Raw genomic sequence first — 13,504 nt, forward strand, 5'->3', positions numbered from 1 at the left:
GGCCGATCTTCTCGGAAGATCTTGCCGGACTTGCCCAAGGTCGCGGCAACGACTCGCGAGAACTTGGCTGGTCGGCCTAACCGACACCGCAACGCCACAGGCTGTGTGCGTCGCAAAATCGATATGCTCAGTCTGGACATATCTGGACAAGGGGGCGGGCGACCCCTAAGTTAGGCGGCGCAATGCTCAATTTGAGCATAAAGGAGTGCACGATGTTGCAGGCTGGAACCGCCCCCCGTGCGGATGGTCGCCAGGCCTCCCACCATTCCGGCGCCTTTCCCTTGCCCGAGCTCTACGCGCGGGTGAGCCGCCACGTGCCGGCCGTGGAATGGCCGGCGCTCGCGCCCGACGTGGAGGCGATCCTGCGGCTCAAGCGCGAGCGCAACGCGGTCGTGCTCGCCCACAATTATCAGGCGCCGGAGATCTTCCACACGGTGGCGGACATCGTCGGCGACAGCCTCGCGCTCGCCCGCGAGGCGGCCCGCGTCGATGCCGACGTGATCGTGCTGGCGGGCGTGCACTTCATGGCCGAGACCGCCAAGCTCCTGAACCCGAACAAGACCGTGCTGATCCCGGACCTCGGCGCCGGCTGCTCCCTCGCCGATTCGATCACCGCCGCCGACGTGCGGGCGCTCAAGGCGAAGTATCCGGGCGTGCCGGTGGTGACCTACGTCAACACCTCCGCCGCCGTGAAGGCGGAGTCCGACGTGTGCTGCACCTCGGGCAACGCGGCCGACGTGGTCCGCGCCCTCGGCGTACCGCGGGTGCTGATGATCCCCGACGAGTTCCTGGCCCGCAACGTCCAGCAACAGGTGCCCGAGGTCGAGATGCTGACCTGGGCCGGGCACTGCGAGGTGCACGAGCGCTTCACCCCGGCCGACATCGCCGAGGTGCGCGACAGCTATCCGGGCATCACCGTGATCGCCCACCCGGAATGCCCGCCCGAGGTCGTCGAGGCATCGGACTTCTCCGGCTCGACGGCGATGATGATGAACTATGTCACCGAGAAGCGGCCCGCCCAGGTCGTGCTCGTGACCGAATGCTCGATGGCCGACAACATCGCGGTCGCCAACCCCGACATCGAGTTCATCAAGCCCTGCAACCTGTGCCCGCACATGAAGCGGATCACGCTCGGCAACATCCGCCACGCCCTGGAGACGATGACCCACGAGGTCACGGTCGATCCGGAGCTGGCCGACCGCGCCCGGATGGCGGTGGAGCGGATGCTCGCCGTCAAGCCGACCCCGACCGTCTCGCCCGCGCCCAGCCTCTCGTCCACTTCGGCCGCCGCCTGATGAGCATCGTCCCCCGCAGCCCCGCCGACCGCGTCGTCGTGGTCGGCGGCGGCGTGGCCGGCCTCGCGACCGCCTTGCGGCTCGCACCGTGTCCCGTCACCCTCATCACCGCAGCCCCGCTCGGGCTCGGCACCGCCACTGGCTGGGCGCAGGGCGGCATCGCCTCGGCCATCGGCCGCGACGACGCCCCCGCGCTCCACGCGGCGGACACGGAAGCGGCGGGCGCCGGGCTGACCGAGCCGGACACCGCGCTCAGCGTGGCGCAGGCCGGCCCCGGCCTGATCGATTGGCTCGTCGGCCTCGGCATCCGCTTCGACCGCGAGGCCGACGGCACGCTGGCGCTCGGCCTGGAGGCCGCCCATTGCCGCCGCCGCATCGTGCGGGCGCGCGGCGACTCGACCGGCGCCACCGTCCTCGAAGGGCTGGTGCGGGCGGTGCAGGCCTGCCCGACCGTCGAGGTGATGGTCGCGACCCTGCACGACCTGATCCGCGACGCCGACGGCACTGTCCGCGGCGTCGTCTGCGCCCGCGACGGGGCCGCCTTCCGCCTGTCCGCCCGCGCCGTAGTGCTCGCCACGGGCGGCCTCGGCGGGCTCTACGCCTCGACCACCAACCCGCGCGGCGCCACCGGCCGGGGCCTGCTCGCGGCGTCGCGGGCCGGCGCGGCCCTGCGCGACCTCGAATTCGTGCAGTTCCACCCGACCGCCATCGCGTCCGGCCGCGATCCGATGCCGCTCGCGACCGAGGCCCTGCGCGGCGAGGGCGCAGCGCTGATCGACGAGAACGGCGAGCGCGTCATGGCGGGCGTCACGGGGGGCGACCTCGCCCCGCGCGACGTGGTCGCCCGCGGCATCTTCCAGGCACTGGCGCGGGGTCGCACGGTCTATCTCGACACCCGCGGCGCGCTGGGCCGCTCGATGCCGACGCGCTTCCCCACCGTCGCGGCGCTCTGCGCGGAGGCCGGCATCGATCCGGCGACGCAGCCGATCCCGGTACGCCCGGCGGCGCATTACCACATGGGCGGCATCCTCGTGGACGAGGCCGGCCGCAGCACCGTGCCGGGTCTGTGGGCCTGCGGCGAGGTCGCCTCGACGGGCCTGCACGGCGCCAACCGGCTCGCCAGCAACTCGCTGCTGGAGGCGCTGGCGTTCGCCCCCCGCATCAGTGAGGCCATCGCGAAGGCCGCACCCGCCACCGCCCCGATCCGCCCCGCGCCGCTGCCCCCGTCGTTCGCGGGCCAGGAGGGCGCGCCGGACGCGGTGCGGGCGATCATGGAGCGCCATGTCGGCGTGGTGCGCGACGAGGCCGGCCTGATCCAGGCCATCGACAGCTTGGCAGCGCGCCCCGGCTGCCCGGCCGCCGAGACCGGGCTGATGATCGCCTGCGCGGCGCTGGCCCGCCGCGAGAGCCGCGGCGCCCACTGGCGCAGCGATTATCCGGGCCAGCTCCCGGCTCACCACTCGGTGACGACGCCGGCCGAGGCGAACGCGAAGCAGGAACTCTCCGATGCGTGACGACCTGCTCCCGCTCCCGCGCATTCTGGTCGAGCCCCTGGTGCGGGCCGCCCTCCTCGAAGACCTCGGCCGGGCCGGCGACATCACCACCGATGCCATCGTCCCGCCGTCCGAGCGGATGGAGGCGGTGATCGCCTCGCGCCAGGACGGCGTGATCGCAGGCACCGACGCCGCGGTGATCGCCTTCGAGCTGATCGATCCGAGTCTCAAGGTCACGGTCGAGCGGCCGGACGGCGCCCGCGTCGCGCCGGGCGACGTGGTGATCCGACTCTCGGGCCCCGCCCGCGCGGTGCTGACCGCCGAGCGCGTCGCCCTCAACCTGCTCTGCCGGCTCAGTGGCGTGGCCACCGCCACCGCCTCGCTGGTCGAGGCGGCCCGCCCGCACGGCAAGGCCAGCATCGTCTGCACCCGCAAGACCACGCCGGGCCTGCGGGCGCTGGAGAAGCAAGCGGTGCGGGCGGGCGGCGGCTCGAACCACCGCTTCGGCCTCGACGACGCCGTGCTGATCAAGGACAACCACGTCGCCGTGGCCGGCGGCATCGTGCCGGCGATCGAGCGCGCCCGCGCGCGCGCCGGCCACCTCGTCAAGATCGAGGTCGAAGTCGATACGCTCGCCCAGCTCGAACAGGCGCTCAGCGTCGGCATCGACGCCGTGCTCCTCGACAACATGAGCCTGGAGACGCTGCGTCAGGCCGTCGGTATGGTTGATGGCCGCGCCCTCACCGAAGCCTCGGGCCGGATCAACCGCGACACCGTCGGCGCGGTCGCGGCCTCCGGCGTGGACCTGATCTCGGTCGGCTGGATCACGCACAGCGCGGCGATCATCGATCTGGGTCTGGACGCGGCCTGATCTCACGATCGGGTGACACGGCGCCCTCACCCGATTCACGCCGGGCGCGAATGACAGCATCATCCTTCGCGCGCAGGGCCGTTCAAGGAGCCCTCGCCGAAGGGAGACGCACATGCCGTACTTCACGTTCACGGACGTGACGAAGGAGACCTTCGTCGTCCGTATCGACGATTCGGCACTGGTGGCCCACGCACGGTCGCTCATCGCCGGCACCACGACGGACGGGCGCCACATCGCCGGCACCGTCGTCACCGCGCCGGGCGACTACAACATCGGCTGGTCCTACCGCATCGATCCGGCCAGCGTCGGCTTCTTCGACATGTCGTTCGAGGTCGGCGACGCGACCATGCGCTACGTCGAGCGGCATCTCGACGAGGTCGGCGGCCATTTCCTGCCCGGCAACCGCTGGACGCCGTGGTCGTCGGAGCTGGTGGACGAGCTGAAGGTCCAGACCGGCACGGGCCGCGCCGACCACCTCAAGGGCACGAGCGGGGCCGACCTGCTGTTCGGCGAAGGCGGCAACGACCGGCTCGACGGACGCGGCGGCGACGACCATCTCGTCGGCGGGGCCGGCAACGACCGTCTTCTGGGCGGCGACGGCGCGGACAAGCTCGGCGGCGGCGCCGGCCACGACCGCTTGTTCGGGGGAGCCGGCAACGACATCCTCGACGGCGGCGACGGGTTCGACTTCCTCGACGGCGGCACCGGTGCCGACCGGATGACGGGCGGCGGGGGCAGCGACGTCTACCGCGTCGATCACCAGGGCGACCGCGTCATCGAGGACAAGGGCGGCGGCTTCGACGTGGTGTGGTCGCACGTCTCCTATGCGCTCCAGGCCGGCCAGGAGGTCGAGGTGCTGGCGCTCTCGCCCGCGACAGGTAAAGCGGCGCTGAACCTCACCGGCAACGGGTTCGACCAGACGCTAGTCGGCAATGCCGGCGGCAACCTGCTCGACGGCCGGGGCGGCGCCGACCTGCTGATCGGCGGCGGAGGCACCGACAGCTTCCAGTTCTCGACGGCGCTCGGGGGCGGCAACGTCGATCACATCGCCGACTTCTCAGTGCGTTCCGACACGGTCGTGCTCGACCGGACGATCTTTTCCGCGCTGGAGACCGGCGTACTGGAGGCCGAGCACTTCAAGGATATCGGCGAGCGGGGCGCCAGCGTCGATGCCGACGACCGCGTGCTCTACGATTCCCGCACCGGCACCCTGTCCTACGACGCGGACGGCTCGGGCGAGGCCAAGGCGATCGCCTTCGCGGTGCTCGACACCCGGCCGAAACAGCTGAGCCACGACGACTTCCTCGTCGTCGCCTGATGGAAACGGGTCGGCTCGGCAGGAGCGCCGGGCGGCCCCCTTCGCCATAGTGTGGCCACACGGTCACGAGGCTGGCGGAACCGGTGCCGCACCGCAAATCAAGCTTGGCTTTGGCCGGCGAGCGTTTACGCCTTGGCGATGATCCGCACGGCATCGTGCGCTTAGTTCGCCGCGTTCCCCCATACTCCGCCCGTCCCCGAGAGGACCCGATGCGCCGCTTCGTCACCGCCCTGAGCGGGCTCGCCTGCGCGACGATCGCGTTGGCCGGCCCCGTCGCTGCCTACGAGATCGACCCGCTCACCCGCCAGCCGCTTTCCGACGTGCTCACCGTGCGCGTGCGCGCGCAGGCGGTCCCCACCGCCAACGCCGCCCTGCCGGCCGCCGACCCGCTGCAGCAGAGCCCGGCCGCCGCAGCCGTGCCGCAGGCGACCGCCATCAGCCGCGAGACGGTGGCCTATTCCGGCCCGCACACCCCCGGCACCATCGTGGTCTCCACCGCCGAGCGGCGGCTCTACCTCGTGATGCCGAACGGCGAGGCGATGCGCTACGGCGTCGGCGTCGGCCGGCCCGGCTTCACCTGGGGCGGCACCCAGACCGTCACGATGAAGCGCGAATGGCCGGATTGGCGCCCGCCGGCCGAGATGCTGCGCCGCCGCCCCGACCTGCCGCGCTACATGAAGGGCGGCATCGAGAACCCGCTCGGCTCCCGCGCGATGTATCTCGGCAACACGATCTACCGCATCCACGGCTCCAACGAGCCGGAGACGATCGGCACCGCCGTCTCCTCGGGCTGCATCCGCATGACCAACGAGGACGTGGCCGACCTCTACACCCGCGTGAAGGTGGGAACGCGCGTCATCGTCCAGCGCTGAGCGGGATCGTCCCATCATTATGGGGCCGGCGGCGACGCTGGCCCCGTTTGCGTTGAGGAAACCTGCCAGGAACATCGCCGTTCCGCCCCCGGTTGCGCCAGCGACAACCAGGGAGACAACACATGGTCGATGCCAGCCACATCCGCGAGCACGCCACCGTCGTCGGCTCCGACGGCGGCCATGTCGGCACCGTCGATCACGTCGACAAGGGCGAGATCAAGCTGACGAAAAAGGACCCCGACGCGGGCGGCCTGCACCACTACATCCCGCTCGACTTCGTCGATTCGGCCGAGGGCGACCAAGTGCGCCTCAACAAGACCGCCGACGAGGTGAAACGCGAGTGGAGCACCTCGGGCGCGGCCTGATTTTCTTATGTGCGGGGCGGCGCTTCGCCGCCCCGTCTCAGTGGCAGCCGCAGCTTCCGCTGCCGCATCCCCCGCCACTGGTCTGCCCCCCCTTGGCCGGTGCGCTCGCCGTGCGGTCGCGGGTGAGGCCGCGTTCGTCGAGTTCCTTCAGATAGGTCTGCCAGCGGTTCCGGTATTCGCGGCCGAGATCGTACAGGTAGCCCCAGCCGAAGATGCCGGTGTCGTGCATGTCGTCGAAGTGGAGTTTTACTGCATAGTTCCCGACCGGCTCGACCGATAGGATCGCCACCTCGCGCTTGCCGCCGATTACCTTGCGCTCGGCCGGCGAATGGCCCTGTACCTCGGCCGACGGGCTCGACACCCGCAGGTACTCCGCCGGCAACTCGAACCGCCCGCCATCCTCGAACGCCACGCGGAGCGTCCGCTTGTCGCCGGTCAGGCGGATTTCTGTGGGCCAGCGCTCGCTCATTCCGCCAGTCTCGCGTATCTGATCCGCGCCGGGCCCGGTTGTGGGCGGGCGCGCAAACCCTCATATGGCCGAAGATGTTGGATCTGTCAGCCGACAAGCCGAACACCGCCGAGGCGGCCCGCGACGAGGCGCCGACGCACACGAGGCCGATGCCTCTGATCGACCCGTTCCAGCGGGCGATCACCTACCTGCGCCTCTCGGTCACCGATCGCTGCGACTTTCGCTGCGCCTATTGCATGTCCGAGGACATGCAGTTCCTGCCCAAGCGCGACCTGCTGACGCTGGAAGAGCTTGACCGGCTCTGCGGCGTCTTCGTCGAGCGCGGGGTGCGCAAGTTGCGCATCACCGGCGGCGAGCCGCTGGTGAGGCGCGATATCATGCAGCTGTTCCGGCGCCTGTCGCGCCACCTCAAGAGCGGCGCGCTCGACGAGCTGACGCTGACCACGAACGGTTCGCAGCTCGCCCGCTTCGCCCCGGAACTCGCCGATCTCGGCGTCCGCCGCATCAACGTCTCGCTCGACACGCTCGACCCGACGAAATTCCGGGAGATCACCCGGCGGGGCGACCTCGCCGTCGTGCTCGCCGGGATCGAGGCGGCGCAGAAGGCCGGGATCAAGGTGAAGCTCAACGCCGTGGCGCTGAAAGGCGTCAACGAGCACGAGATCGCGCCGATGCTGGTCTGGGCGCACGAGCGCGCCATGGACATGACGCTGATCGAGGTGATGCCGCTCGGCGAGATCGACGGCGACCGCACCGACCAGTTCCTGCCGCTCTCGGTCGCCCGGCAGCGGCTGGAGGAGCGTTTCACCCTGACGCCGCTGCCCGACCGCACCGGCGGCCCGGCCCGCTACGTCCGCGTCGAGGAGACCGGTGGGCGACTCGGCTTCATCACGCCGCTGACGCATAATTTCTGCGAGAGTTGCAACCGGGTGCGCCTCACCTGCACCGGCAAGCTCTACATGTGCCTCGGCCAGGAGGACGCCGCCGATCTCCGCGCGGCGCTCCGCGCCTCCCCCGGCGACGCCCTCGTGACCCGTGCCGTGGTCGAAGCGATCTCGCGCAAGCCCAAGGGCCACGACTTCGTCATCGAGCGCGCCCGCCCGGCGGCCGTGCCGCGGCATATGAGCGTGACGGGGGGCTGAGGCCTCCCGTTCCCGCAACCCCCGTCATCCCACCCACACCCTCATCCTGAGGTGCCGCGTCAGCGGCCTCGAAGGAGGGCTCCAGTGTATCGTGCGATCCGCTGGAGCCCTCCTTCGAGGCTGCACCTCCGGCTCCGCACCTCAGGATGAGGGGGAGGGTAGGTATTGCGTTGATCCAGCGACGCGTCACACCACCGGTCGCAACACCTCCCGCACGTCCCGCTTGCCGAGCCAGCCCTGCACCCGGTCGCAAAAGGTCGCGATCTTCGGCGTGTTCGCGTATTGCGCCAGCGACCCTTCCACCATCGCCCGCAATTCGAGGCAGCGGGCTGCGTCGAGGAGGAAGTCGAAGCCGCCGAGCGGCGGCTTGAAGGTGGTGCTGCCGGACACGCCGTAGCGCGCGGCGACCTCCGGATAGACCGGCCAGACGCTGCCGCTCAGCGGATCGGGCAACACGTCCTCGCACCGCGCCGCGCGGGCCGGGATGCCGGCGCGGGCCAGGGCGGCGCGGGCCAGATCCTCCAGCACGAACAGCTTCGGGTGATTGATCGTGTGCATGAAGCAGCCGCGGCGCATCCAGCCGGCGAACAGGCGGTCGAGGTCGAAGCCGTGCTCGCGGCTTAAGCGCAGCAGCGAATCGCGGGAGCCGAACCAGCCGTCGAGATAGCCGACCTTGGAAAAAACCTCGGCCCGGAACAGCGAGACGATCTCGTCCGCGGAAAAACCTTGCGCGAAGCCGTAGACGATCAGCGCCGAATGGTAGTCGCCCATCGGCGAGCCGAAGTTGCGGTCCTTGTGGCCGATATAGACGATGTCCGGATGGAAGGCCGGGAAGACGATCGTCGGCAGCGCAACGTGGAGCCGCGCCGCCTCGCGCAGCCGCGCCGGCGTGAGCGCGCCGAACCCGCCGCCCTCGAACGGCAGGCCGACGGTGAGGTCAGCGTTCGCGGCCCGGTCCAGCAACCCCTCGGGGCTCGCCTCGAAATGCGCAAGGTTGGCGGGCTCTACCGCGGCGACCTCAGCATCCGGCGCAAGGAACTGAAGGCACCCGCCCAGGACCGCGACCTGGCAGTTGGTGCCGACGACGAGGATGCGTCTAGCCACGGCCGCGCGCCTCCGGCGAGCAATTCCTCGTCGCAGATGACAGCAGCCTGCTCCGCGAACTCGGCCCGCGCCTCGTGCAGGCTGCGGGAGGACGCCGGCAGGGCGTCGGCATCGCCGCCCTCGGTGAGATGGCGGAAGAACACCCGCATGACATGGTCGACACCGTCCTTGCTGACGGATCTGAGATCGCTCTCGAGATAGCGGGAGGCGCCCTCGGGCGAGGTGACGATCTCGTAGGAGGGGAAGTAGAGCGTATCGTCGCGGGTGTCGGCGAGGCGCTGCGCGGCGACCCGCAGCACCGCCTTGCTGTGCACCGTCGATTGCAGCACGTGGCGCGGCGCGTAGGTCGCGACCAACGGTACCGGCGAGACCGTGAGGATGATCCGCGCCCCCGGATTCACCGCCTTCAGCGCGTCGGCGAAGGCGGTGAGATCGCCGATGACCTCCTCGACCGGTTGGTTGGCGAAGAAGTACTTTTGGGGATCGAAGGTGCCGGCCGCGACGCCGGGGCTCAGGGGAAAGGCGGCCCCGTCCGCGGCCGCCTGCCAGCCCTCGGTGAGGCCGAGGGTGAAGACGAACACGTCGAGTTCCCCGAACAGCCGCCGCACCTGCGCGAGATGCGTCTCCCGCTCCGCCTCGACGGCCTCCACCGAGGCGAACCCGTCGGGCTCGATGCGCGGGCGGAACGGATCGGCGAAGCGCCCGTCCGGCCGGGTCCAAGCTGTGTCCTGCGGCCTGAACCGGCCATAGGCCCGCTCGATCAGTTGGCGCAGCTGACGCGCGGTGTAGACGTTGCCGTAGCGCGCCGAGAACAGGCGAAACCCCCGCGCCCGCGCGATTTCGGGCGCCGTGCCCTCAGTAGCGTCCTCGGTGACGAGATAAAGGTAGCCGCTCGCCTGGAGCCGGTCGGCGATGTGCTGGGCGAAGCAGCTGCCGGCGGTGGCGATCCGCGTCTGCCGGGTGAGGCGAAAGCCCGCCGGGACCGGCGGCCCCGCCATCGGATCGAGGGCGAACAGTGGAACCCCGCCGACCGACCGGTCCCAGAAGGCGTGATCGGCGAGCCCCGCATAGGGATTCTTCTGGGGTGAGGGGCGGTCCGTCATCGGCGGGCGGACCGTAGCGGAGCGGGGAGGGGGCGGCAACGGCGCGCCGGTTCGACGATGGATCAGTCGAAGGCTCCGCGCAGGCCGAAGGCCAGGTCGAGGACCGTTTGCCCCTTTTGCGTCACGGTCACGGCGCGCGTGCCCTCGACGCGGCGCATCCAACCTTTCGCGAAGCAGGTCGCGCAGAAGGCGGCACCGAGGGACCCCGCGATGTGCGGTCGCCGCTCGCTCCAGTCCAGGCAAGGCCGGCAGAACATGCGCCGGCTTGCACGCGGCCGGGCGGCATCGAGATCGACGCCGAGGTCCTTCAAGAAATGTAGTCCCGTCTCGGTCACGGCGCCGCCGTCCGGCGACAGCTCGATCTGGCCCCGCTCCGTCATGCGGTCGGCGATCGCGACGGCGACCTGTCCGGCGAGGTGGTCGTAACAGGTCCGGGCACGGCGCAGGGCCGCGTCCCGTGGTCCGACCCTGAGCGCCCGGCTCCGTCCCTCCCCCGCGATGCCGAGCGCGGCCACGGACATGATGCTCTCCAGCATCTGGGCGACGGCCGGGGAGGCGAGGCGGTGGTAGCGATGCCGACCCTGGCGTTCCATCGCCAGGAGGCCGGCCGCCGTGAGCTGGGCCAAGTGGCCGCTCGCCGTCTGCGCCGTGACCCCAGCGGCCTCGGCCAACTCCCCCGCGGTCAGCGCCCGCCCGTCCATCAGGGCCGCCAGCATGCCGGCGCGGGTGAGATCGCCGACGAGGGCGGCAGTCTCGGCGAAGGCGGCGGTGCTCAGCATGGCGACCATCATAGACCGGCGCCGACGAGGACGCTTCGGTCGCGGCCGAAGCATGCGGGCGGCCTCGGCCGCTAAACCTGCGACCCATCCGAATGGAGGTGCCCGACCATGATCACCTGCTTCATCCGATACGAGATCGATCCCTGCCGCCCCGAGGCCTTCGCCGAATATGCCCGCAACTGGGGGCAGGCCATTCCCCGCTGCGGCGCCGATCTCGTCGGCTATTTCGGGCCGCACGAGGGATCGTCCACGACGGCCTACGGCGTGTACCATGTCGCCGACCTCGCGGCCTACGAAGCCTACCGGGCGCGGCTGCGCGACGATCCGCTGGGGCGCGAGAACTTCGCTTTCGCCCAGCGCGAGCGCTTCATCCGAAGGGAGGATCGCATCTTCCTGCGCCTTGCCTCGAGCCCGCCCGGGCCGCTCGTCCGGACCGGGAGCGAACCATGATCGCGGTCATCTTCGAGGTCTGGCCCGCCGAGGGGCACGTGCAGGACTATCTCGATCTCGCCGCCGCCCTGCGGGACGACCTCGTTACCATCGACGGGTTCGTGTCGGTGGAGCGCTTCCGCAGCCTCAGCGAGCCCGAAAAACTGCTCTCGCTGTCGTTCTGGCGGGACGAGGCGGCGGTGCGAGCGTGGCGCGAGCGGCCGGGCCACCGGGCGACGCAGGCGAAGGGACGATCCGGCGTGTTCCGCGACTACCGACTTCGGATCGCGACCGTCGTGCGCGACTACGGCCTCGACGACCGAGCCCAGGCACCCGCGGACAGTCGGGTGGCGCACGGGGCCTGACCGCAGGCCGCATTTTGAATGCGGCCGCGTCGGCGATAAAGCGGACCTTACATTGTCCGTTCGAGGCTGGAGAGAGAACCCATGGCCAACGTCGCATTCCTGGGGCTCGGCGTGATGGGCGCGCCGATGGCGGGGCATCTCGCCGCGAAGGGCCACGCGGTCTCGGTCTACAACCGCACTCACGCCAAGGCCGAGGCATGGGTCTCGAAGCACGGTGGACGGGCGGCGCCGACGCCGCGGGAGGCGGCAGAAGGCGCCTCGATCGTGTTCGCCTGCGTCGGCAACGACGACGACCTGCGTTCGGTGGTGCTCGGCGACGACGGCGCCTTCGCCGGGATGGAGCGGGGCGCGGTGTTCGTCGATCACACCACGGCCTCGGCGGAAGTCGCCCGCGAGCTGTCGGCGGCAGCCGATGCGGCGGGTCTGCGCTTCGTCGATGCTCCGGTCTCCGGCGGGCAGGCGGGGGCCGAGAACGGTGTGCTCACCGTGATGTGCGGCGGCGAGGCGGCGGCCTACGCGGAGGTCGAGCCGGTGATCGCGGCCTTCGCCCGCTCGTGCCGCCTGCTCGGGCCGTCGGGCTCGGGCCAGCTCACCAAGATGGTCAACCAGATCGCCATCGCCGGGCTGGTGCAGGGGCTGTCCGAGGCGATCCATTTCGCCAAGCGCGCCGGGCTCGATGTCGAGGCGGTGCTGGAGGTGATCTCCAAGGGCGCCGCCGGCTCCTGGCAGATGGAGAACCGCGGCAAGACCATGAACGCTGAAAAGTTCGATTTCGGCTTCGCGGTCGAGTGGATGCGCAAAGACCTCGGCATCCTGCTCGCCGAATCGCGCCGCAACGGCGCGCGGCTGCCGGTGACGGCGCTCGTCGATCAGTTCTACGCCGAGGTTGAGGCCATGGGGGGCAAGCGCTGGGACACGTCCTCGCTCATCGCCCGGCTGCAGCGCTCAGGCGAGTGAGCGCGAGGGCTCGCGCCTCTTCCGGCGCGAGCCAGTGCCAATCCGCCCCCATCTGGTGGCGGAACCACGTGTGCTGGCGCTTGGCGTAGCGGCGGGTGTCGCCCTGGCCCCGCCGGATCGCCTCATCGAGCGAGAGCGCGCCGTCGAGATGCGCGATCAGCCCCGGCACGCCGTGGGCGCGCATCACCGGCAGCAGCGGATCGAGGCTTTTTGCGCGCAAGGTCGCGACCTCATTGAGCGCACCTTCGCGCATCATCGTGAGGAAGCGCGCATCGATCCGGCGGCGCAGTTCCTCGCGCTCGACCGCGAGAAACATCTTCAGAAGCGGGCGGCCCGCGAGCGGACCGGGTTGGCGGCTGTCGTGGAACGAGCCGATCGGGCGGCCGGTGGCCGCAAAGATTTCGAGCGCCCGCATCACCCGCATCCGGTCGGAGGGGCGCAGGCGCGCGGCGCTCTCGGGATCGCGCTCGGCGAGGAGCGCATGTAGGGCTTCGGTCGGCCGACCCTCCGCCTCGGCGCGGATCGCGGCGCGGATCGCGTCGGGCACCTCGGGCAAATCTGAAAGCCCCTCGTCGAGGGCGCGGAAGTAGAGGCCGGTGCCGCCGACGAAAATCGGCAGACGGCCCGCCGCGTTGATCTCGCTGAGGATCGCCGCGGCCTGCCGCTGGAAGTGGCCCACGGAAAAGTTCACCGCCCCGTCGATGCTGCCATAGAGGCGATGGGGGGCTTGCATCTCCTCCACCGGGCTTGGCCGGGCGGTGAGGACGCGCAGATCGGAATAAACCTGCATCGAGTCGGTGTTGATCACCACCCCTTCGAAGGCGCGCGCCAGTTCCAGCGCCAGCGCCGACTTGCCCGAGGCGGTCGGCCCTGCGATGAGAACCGCCGCCGGGCGGCCGCTTTCCAATCCGTCCGCCACCGGCACGGCGTCCTCTCCGAAGA

Annotated in this window: 15 protein-coding genes; 10 read left to right on the forward strand and 5 right to left on the reverse strand. The window is 70.7% G+C overall.

Going from position 1 to position 13,504, the window contains the following annotated elements:
- Window positions 1–212: 212 nt before the first annotated feature.
- From nadA to ASG52_RS11625, 6 genes are all read left to right on the forward strand, one after another.
- Entirely contained in the window at window positions 213–1,295 is a 1,083-nt protein-coding gene (gene nadA / locus ASG52_RS11600; RefSeq protein ID WP_056243052.1) for a quinolinate synthase NadA, read from the forward strand.
- Window positions 1,295–2,809 carry an L-aspartate oxidase gene (locus ASG52_RS11605; RefSeq protein WP_056243054.1) on the forward strand — a complete coding sequence of 505 codons (1,515 nt, stop codon included), beginning with the start codon at window positions 1,295–1,297 and terminating at the stop codon, window positions 2,807–2,809. The genes nadA and ASG52_RS11605 overlap by 1 nt, the downstream gene beginning before the upstream one ends.
- Window positions 2,802–3,659, forward strand: coding sequence for a carboxylating nicotinate-nucleotide diphosphorylase (gene nadC, locus ASG52_RS11610; RefSeq protein WP_056243055.1), 858 nt, complete (start codon window positions 2,802–2,804; stop codon window positions 3,657–3,659). The genes ASG52_RS11605 and nadC overlap by 8 nt, the downstream gene beginning before the upstream one ends.
- Before the next feature lie 112 nt (window positions 3,660–3,771).
- Window positions 3,772–4,977: a calcium-binding protein gene (locus tag ASG52_RS11615; RefSeq protein ID WP_056243057.1), complete on the forward strand. Its 1,206-nt coding sequence runs from the start codon at window positions 3,772–3,774 to the stop codon at window positions 4,975–4,977.
- Window positions 4,978–5,186: 209 nt separating this feature from the next.
- A complete protein-coding gene (locus ASG52_RS11620; protein ID WP_056243058.1) occupies window positions 5,187–5,849 on the forward strand; it encodes a L,D-transpeptidase in 663 nt (220 codons plus the stop codon).
- A gap of 122 nt (window positions 5,850–5,971) precedes the next feature.
- Complete coding sequence (locus ASG52_RS11625) at window positions 5,972–6,214, forward strand: DUF2171 domain-containing protein (RefSeq protein ID WP_056243061.1); 243 nt, start codon at window positions 5,972–5,974, stop codon at window positions 6,212–6,214.
- A 37-nt stretch (window positions 6,215–6,251) separates the two neighbouring features.
- Here the strand turns inward: ASG52_RS11625 and ASG52_RS11630 are convergent, their stop codons facing one another.
- Complete coding sequence (locus ASG52_RS11630; RefSeq protein ID WP_056243062.1) at window positions 6,252–6,683, reverse strand: gamma-butyrobetaine hydroxylase family protein; 432 nt, start codon at window positions 6,681–6,683, stop codon at window positions 6,252–6,254.
- Window positions 6,684–6,832: 149 nt separating this feature from the next.
- Here ASG52_RS11630 and moaA point away from each other — a divergent pair, with 149 nt between their 5' ends.
- Window positions 6,833–7,825: a GTP 3',8-cyclase MoaA gene (gene moaA / locus ASG52_RS11635; protein ID WP_056243234.1), complete on the forward strand. Its 993-nt coding sequence runs from the start codon at window positions 6,833–6,835 to the stop codon at window positions 7,823–7,825.
- Between the two features lie 186 nt (window positions 7,826–8,011).
- On the opposite strand, the gene ASG52_RS11640 is transcribed toward moaA, so the two are convergent.
- From ASG52_RS11640 to ASG52_RS11650, 3 genes are all read right to left on the reverse strand, one after another.
- Window positions 8,012–8,929: a WcbI family polysaccharide biosynthesis putative acetyltransferase gene (locus tag ASG52_RS11640; protein WP_056243067.1), complete on the reverse strand. Its 918-nt coding sequence runs from the start codon at window positions 8,927–8,929 to the stop codon at window positions 8,012–8,014.
- Complete coding sequence (locus ASG52_RS11645) at window positions 8,830–10,032, reverse strand: GSCFA domain-containing protein (RefSeq protein WP_056243068.1); 1,203 nt, start codon at window positions 10,030–10,032, stop codon at window positions 8,830–8,832. The genes ASG52_RS11640 and ASG52_RS11645 overlap by 100 nt, the downstream gene beginning before the upstream one ends.
- 62 nt (window positions 10,033–10,094) lie before the next feature.
- Window positions 10,095–10,811: an ArsR/SmtB family transcription factor gene (locus ASG52_RS11650; protein WP_056243236.1), complete on the reverse strand. Its 717-nt coding sequence runs from the start codon at window positions 10,809–10,811 to the stop codon at window positions 10,095–10,097.
- A 108-nt stretch (window positions 10,812–10,919) separates the two neighbouring features.
- Here ASG52_RS11650 and ASG52_RS11655 point away from each other — a divergent pair, with 108 nt between their 5' ends.
- The 3 genes from ASG52_RS11655 to ASG52_RS11665 all read left to right on the forward strand — a co-directional run bounded on the left by ASG52_RS11655 (window position 10,920) and on the right by ASG52_RS11665 (window position 12,562).
- Complete coding sequence (locus ASG52_RS11655) at window positions 10,920–11,261, forward strand: NIPSNAP family protein (RefSeq protein ID WP_056243070.1); 342 nt, start codon at window positions 10,920–10,922, stop codon at window positions 11,259–11,261.
- Window positions 11,258–11,605 (forward strand): antibiotic biosynthesis monooxygenase family protein, encoded by a 348-nt coding sequence (locus tag ASG52_RS11660; protein ID WP_056243072.1) that lies wholly within the window; start codon window positions 11,258–11,260, stop codon window positions 11,603–11,605. Before ASG52_RS11655 ends, ASG52_RS11660 begins: the two co-directional genes overlap by 4 nt.
- A gap of 66 nt (window positions 11,606–11,671) precedes the next feature.
- Window positions 11,672–12,562: an NAD(P)-dependent oxidoreductase gene (locus ASG52_RS11665; RefSeq protein WP_286159022.1), complete on the forward strand. Its 891-nt coding sequence runs from the start codon at window positions 11,672–11,674 to the stop codon at window positions 12,560–12,562.
- Here the strand turns inward: ASG52_RS11665 and miaA are convergent.
- Window positions 12,531–13,487 carry a tRNA (adenosine(37)-N6)-dimethylallyltransferase MiaA gene (miaA, locus tag ASG52_RS11670; RefSeq protein ID WP_056243237.1) on the reverse strand — a complete coding sequence of 319 codons (957 nt, stop codon included), beginning with the start codon at window positions 13,485–13,487 and terminating at the stop codon, window positions 12,531–12,533. The two genes, ASG52_RS11665 and miaA, sit on opposite strands and share 32 nt — an antisense overlap.
- Window positions 13,488–13,504: the final 17 nt, after the last annotated feature.

The sequence above is a fragment of the Methylobacterium sp. Leaf456 genome (assembly GCF_001425465.1).
GTDB lineage: Bacteria > Pseudomonadota > Alphaproteobacteria > Rhizobiales > Beijerinckiaceae > Methylobacterium.